The sequence below is a fragment of the Pseudanabaena sp. 'Roaring Creek' genome, from assembly GCF_001402795.1.
GTDB lineage: Bacteria > Cyanobacteriota > Cyanobacteriia > Pseudanabaenales > Pseudanabaenaceae > Pseudanabaena.
Map to the genome: position 1 here is coordinate 1 of NZ_LIRE01000337.1, position 4370 is coordinate 4370.

Consider the following 4370-nt stretch of genomic DNA (forward strand, 5'->3'; position numbering starts at 1 on the left):
CTTCTGGGTTTTATGTCTTAACTTATTTGGCTATAGCTATAAAAAATAGCAGGAACTTAGCCATTTAGTTTATTTACTTGCTGCTCTGACCTTCTTCACGGCTAGATGTTTGGATATACAGGGTTAGCAAGAAGACGGTGGGAACAAATACAGCTAGGACGGTTGCCAAAAGACCAAGAAAATTAGTTTCCATAAATTTGACTCTTTTTTGCTTATTTTAAATATTTTCAGAACTACTAATATATTAAGCCAAAGCAATGCTTACTCTTGCCAAAACAAATTATATAGCGATCGCTTCTCACTATACGATTAGGCTTCCCACAGCTTACTGATATTTTTTTCAAGCCGTTCCTCGGCTTCAGCAAATACTTGGGCGGAGTTATCCAACATTTCGCCAGCATGAAGTTCGAGAATCTTGGTAGAAAGGGCTATGCGATCGCGAGATTCGTCAATATCCACGACCACAGCCTTGATGATGTCGTTGATTTGAAATACATGTGTGGGATCGTTGACGGGCTTTTGACTCATTTCTTTGATATGCAGCAGTCCTGAAACTCCAGCAAATTCCACAAAGGCTCCAAAGGGGCGAATATTGGTAACCTTGCCCGTAATCAGTTGCCCCTTCGCCAGTTGATTCATCGCCGCCAGCTTAGCAGCCTGACGATTAGAAAGGACTAACTTTTTACGGGTTTCATCGGCATCCAACACGATCACAGGCAAAATCTTGCCTACCAATTTAGCCAGATCGGAGGTGTCCGAAAGATGCGATCGTGGTATGAAGCCTCGCAATCCCACCGAGTCCACAATCACACCGCCACTATTAGTACCGATGACCTTAGTTTCAAAAACTTTAGACTCAGCTTGATAATCGCGCAGAGTTTGCCAAGCTTGCTTAAATAGCAGACGACGCACAGATAGCTTCACTTCACCATCAGCATTCTGGCTACTGATAATCAAAAACTCATACTCGTTGCCAATGGGGAAAGCATCGCTATTGGAGCGCGAAGACCCGCTAAGAGTTGCTTCTTCTATGGGGAGGAAACCTAATGATTTAGCGCCAATATCGACATAAATGCCACTACTTTCAACGGAGACTACCTTACCCTTCACGATTTGCCCCACAGCAAATTCGTAATTATGTTCGGCGAGGGCATTGGCAAAATCGTCGGCTGAAAAGGGCTGAATATTTGTTGTGGCGTTCATGGATAAAGAGATAAATATGCTAGAGATACGTAGCGTTACTTGCCTGTATTTTAATGCAATTGTCTCACAGCGCTATAGAGAATATGCATTATATCGATCTTTTCCTAAAATTGCTACGCTTCTTAACAAGTAATGGGGAATGATTAAAAACCAGCACTAAAACCCTTAAAAGCGCAGCCGCTTATCTTGCGGGTTTTCCCAAACGAAACTTACGCGGCTATATAATTCCAATCGGGGGAGTTCGCCTCCACTTTATGTCAGGTTTTTAGGGAATGCATTAGACTAGGTGAATAGTTAAGTCAACCGATTACCGCATCGACGGGGCAATAAGGAGCGACAGGCAGTGATGTCTTCTGGAAAAAAAATCTTTTTGGCAACTTTTTGGCGACGCGTCAAAACGACGGTCGTGAGTTTAGCGATATTGCAAAGTGTAGCGATCGCCGTACCATCAGCGGCAAGGGCTGACGGTGAAAGTGCTGCCACCATAGGCTATACCGAGCTACTTTCAAATGTAAAAGAGAATCGTGTCCAAAAAATCGATCTTGAAAGTAACGGCTTAGCGGCGGAAGCGGTTTTGAAAGATGGGCGCAAAGTCAGGGTTGACTTAATTGCCCGTGACGGCAATACCGAATTGATGAAGGCTCTGCGCGAAAACAATGTCGATATTGCAGTAAAAGCGCCCCAGCAGCCAACTTTGATCTGGCAATTGGCAAGCACATTTTTTGTGCCAATGTTACTGATATTCATCCTATTAATGGTGCTGCGTCGTCTCAGTAACGCTCCTGGAGGGCCAGGACAAACCCTTAGCTTTGGCAAAACCAAAGCCAGATTTTCACCCGAGGCGAAAACAGGCATCATGTTTGATGATGTGGCGGGGATTGATACGGCAAAGGAAGAATTACAGGAAGTCGTTACATTTCTCAAACAACCCGATCGCTTCACTGCGGTCGGCGCAAAAATCCCCAAAGGCGTATTGCTAATCGGTCCTCCAGGGACTGGGAAAACCTTACTTGCTAAGGCGATCGCAGGAGAGGCTGGCGTTCCTTTCTTTTCGTTATCGGGCTCCGAATTTGTAGAAATGTTCGTCGGCGTAGGGGCTTCTCGCGTCCGCGATCTGTTCCAAAAAGCTAAGGATAATGCTCCCTGTATCATTTTTATCGATGAAATCGATGCAGTCGGTCGGCAACGTGGTGCTGGAATCGGTGGGGGGAACGATGAGCGGGAGCAAACTCTCAATCAAATGCTCACAGAAATGGATGGGTTTCAGGGCAATTCAGGCGTAATCGTGGTAGCAGCAACTAATCGCCCCGATGTACTAGACAGCGCATTGCTCAGACCAGGACGTTTCGATCGCCAAATTACCGTCGACTACCCCGATTACAAGGGTCGGCAAGAAATCCTGAAAGTCCATGCCCGCAACAAAAAACTCGACGAAAAGGTTTCATTAGAATCAGTTGCCCGTCTAACCCCAGGCTTTGCAGGAGCTGACTTAGCAAACCTACTTAACGAAGCCGCCATTCTAGCCGCCCGACGTTATAAAGAAGCGATCGGGGAACTAGAGATCGCCGATGCGATAGATCGGATTACGATCGGCTTGAGCATGAAACCCATGCTGGATAGCTCGAAAAAGCGTCTAGTTGCTTACCACGAAGTCGGTCATGCCCTAGTGATGACCCTCCTCAAAAATGCATCTCTCCTAGATAAAATCACGATCATCCCTCGCTCTGGCGGTATCGGTGGCTTTGCCAAGGGAGTTCCCGATGAAGAGTATGGACTCGAATCACGATCGCAGATTCTCGCCACGATCACCATGATGCTTGGCGGTAGAGCTGCCGAAGAAGTAGTATTTGGCGATGCTGAAATCACCACAGGCGCATCAGGTGATTTTCAACAGGTGGCAAGACTAACTCGCTTAATGGTGACGCAGTTCGGTATGTCCGATTTAGGATTGGGCGCGTTAGAATCCGAAAGTGGTGAAGTCTTCTTAGGGCGCAATTTCATGCCCCAAAGCGACTATTCCATTAAACTAGGCGATCGCATCGATCGCCAAATTCGTCAGATTGCCCAAAACTGCTACAACCATGCGAAACGATTGATTGAAGAAAATCGCGATTTATGCGATCGCCTCGTCGATATTCTCTTGGATGTAGAAACCCTCGATGGCGAAGAATTTCGTAAAATCGTAGCTGAATACACGCAACTGCCCGAAAAGAAAACCGCCTCAGTCAAATTCTAAAACCCTAAAAAAGGAGCGCTAAGCGCTCCTTTTTTTAGGGTCTTCCTTATGTGACGGCTAATTTCTGAAGTTTGACTTCAAATCGCTCCCAAGGTTTCGGCTCGATCACCTCTGTGGAAATATTATTTTCTGCAAATAGCGATCGCAGGGAATCAACGGTTCCTTCTGCCTTCAGAATATTCAGCAACAAACCGCTATAACTCAAATCACCACCTGCTGCCGTGGGTAGCATTACCTGTGGATTCAACCACTTTGCCACCTGCAAAGCGCCCTGCTGACCTTTGATGACAGTCCCAATCAAGGGCAACTTCAAATCAATCGTGGGCGCAATCACCACATCAATCGGGGCAAACTCGCGAATTGCCGCCGCATGATAACCATGAGGCTCGTAATAAAGGCTATTTCCCTCCACAAGATCGCGCAAAATATAACCATTTTCGAGGGTAGTGGGTCCCGTGGGCGAACCTAGCACAGCGCTGATTTCCAAAAGGTTGGGGATACGAAACACTTCACCATGGGCAAGGGCAGTCACCTCTTGATAACCAAGTTCTTTGACCAACTTAGCAGCATTGGGAGAACCCACCACAGGAATATGCCGATCTAGCTGCTTCAGCGTCGGCGGATGAGCGTGATCTGGTAAACCCTGTGACAGCAATATCAAATCAATATTTTGAGGAATTTCTCTCGCCGTAATTCGCGCTGACTTAAAAAACCATGCGGCATTACCAAACATCAAATCTCCCACTAGCCAAGGATCGAGCAGAATTCGCTTACCTGCAATCTCAATCAGCCATGAATTACTATCCAGCCATGTTAAGTACATAATTCTCTGTATTGGCAATTTGCTACTAACCTTCTCCATAACATTGTAACGAATCGTTAAACCCCAAATATGAGTGGCGGCGCTTCGCGCCGCCACTCATATTTGGGG

Annotated in this window: 4 protein-coding genes; 1 reads left to right on the forward strand and 3 read right to left on the reverse strand. The window is 46.3% G+C overall.

All coding sequences use genetic code 11. The features are described from left to right. Window positions 1–73: 73 nt before the first annotated feature. Window positions 74–193 carry a photosystem II reaction center protein PsbM gene (gene psbM / locus AC805_RS24675; protein ID WP_009625880.1) on the reverse strand — a complete coding sequence of 40 codons (120 nt, stop codon included), beginning with the start codon at window positions 191–193 and terminating at the stop codon, window positions 74–76. 116 nt (window positions 194–309) lie between these two features. Continuing rightward, window positions 310–1203, reverse strand: a complete 894-nt coding sequence (locus AC805_RS11445) for a S1 RNA-binding domain-containing protein (protein ID WP_055075560.1) — start codon at window positions 1201–1203, stop codon at window positions 310–312. Between the two features lie 346 nt (window positions 1204–1549). On the opposite strand from AC805_RS11445, the gene ftsH reads away from it, so the two are divergent. Beyond that, a complete protein-coding gene (gene ftsH / locus AC805_RS11450) occupies window positions 1550–3439 on the forward strand; it encodes an ATP-dependent zinc metalloprotease FtsH (protein ID WP_055075561.1) in 1890 nt (629 codons plus the stop codon). 46 nt (window positions 3440–3485) lie between these two features. On the opposite strand, the gene AC805_RS11455 is transcribed toward ftsH, so the two are convergent. Beyond that, a complete protein-coding gene (locus AC805_RS11455) occupies window positions 3486–4262 on the reverse strand; it encodes an MBL fold metallo-hydrolase (RefSeq protein ID WP_055075562.1) in 777 nt (258 codons plus the stop codon). Window positions 4263–4370 lie beyond the last annotated feature (108 nt).

Bases quoted from the DNA above. Each gene is read 5' to 3' on its own strand.
- psbM (WP_009625880.1), bottom strand. From the start codon at position 193: ATGGAAACTAATTTTCTTGGTCTTTTGGCAACCGTCCTAGCTGTATTT.
- AC805_RS11445 (WP_055075560.1), bottom strand. From the start codon at position 1,203: ATGAACGCCACAACAAATATTCAGCCCTTTTCAGCCGACGATTTTGCC.
- ftsH (WP_055075561.1), top strand. From the start codon at position 1,550: ATGTCTTCTGGAAAAAAAATCTTTTTGGCAACTTTTTGGCGACGCGTC.
- AC805_RS11455 (WP_055075562.1), bottom strand. From the start codon at position 4,262: ATGTACTTAACATGGCTGGATAGTAATTCATGGCTGATTGAGATTGCA.